Raw genomic sequence first — 577 nt, 5'->3', positions numbered from 1 at the left:
GCCATGACCTGTACAGCGAGTACAAAGCCACCCGGAAACCAATGCCGGACGACTTGCGTTCACAAATAGAACCCATACATCACATTGTTCGTGCGCTTGGCCTGCCTCTGTTAATGATTGAAGGTGTTGAGGCGGATGATGTGATTGGTACGCTGGCCAGACAGGCAACCGAGAAAAAGATCAACACCATCATTTCCACGGGTGATAAGGATATTGCCCAGCTGGTGACTGAGCATGTGTCGCTGATTGATACCATGAATGATGCGTATACCGATCAACAGGGTGTTGAAAGTAAGTTTGGTATTCCTGCCAACCTGATTATTGACTATCTGGCATTGATGGGCGATAGCAGCGATAACATCCCGGGTATGCCGGGTGTTGGTCAGAAAACAGCATTGGCTCTGCTCAATGGCATCGGCAGTATCGATGAGATTGCCGGGCGGCTGGATGAAGTGGCTGCGCTTGGTTTTCGGGGGAGCAAAAACTTCGCTGAGAAGTTCACCGAGCACAAGGACATTGTATTGTTATCCCGGCAGCTGGCCACCATCAAGACCGATGTAGAACTGCCGGTTTCCAT

1 protein-coding gene is annotated in these 577 nt (G+C 50.4%); it reads left to right on the top strand.

Features of this window, described 5'->3' with window-relative positions:
* Nucleotides 1–577: 5'-3' exonuclease (locus J7438_RS27075; RefSeq protein ID WP_286196985.1), on the top strand; the 577-nt coding region annotated here is incomplete at both ends.

Source organism: Thalassotalea sp. G20_0 (assembly GCF_017744175.1).
Lineage (GTDB): Bacteria > Pseudomonadota > Gammaproteobacteria > Pseudomonadales > Endozoicomonadaceae > Endozoicomonas.
This window is presented reverse-complemented; position numbering and strand designations above follow the sequence as displayed.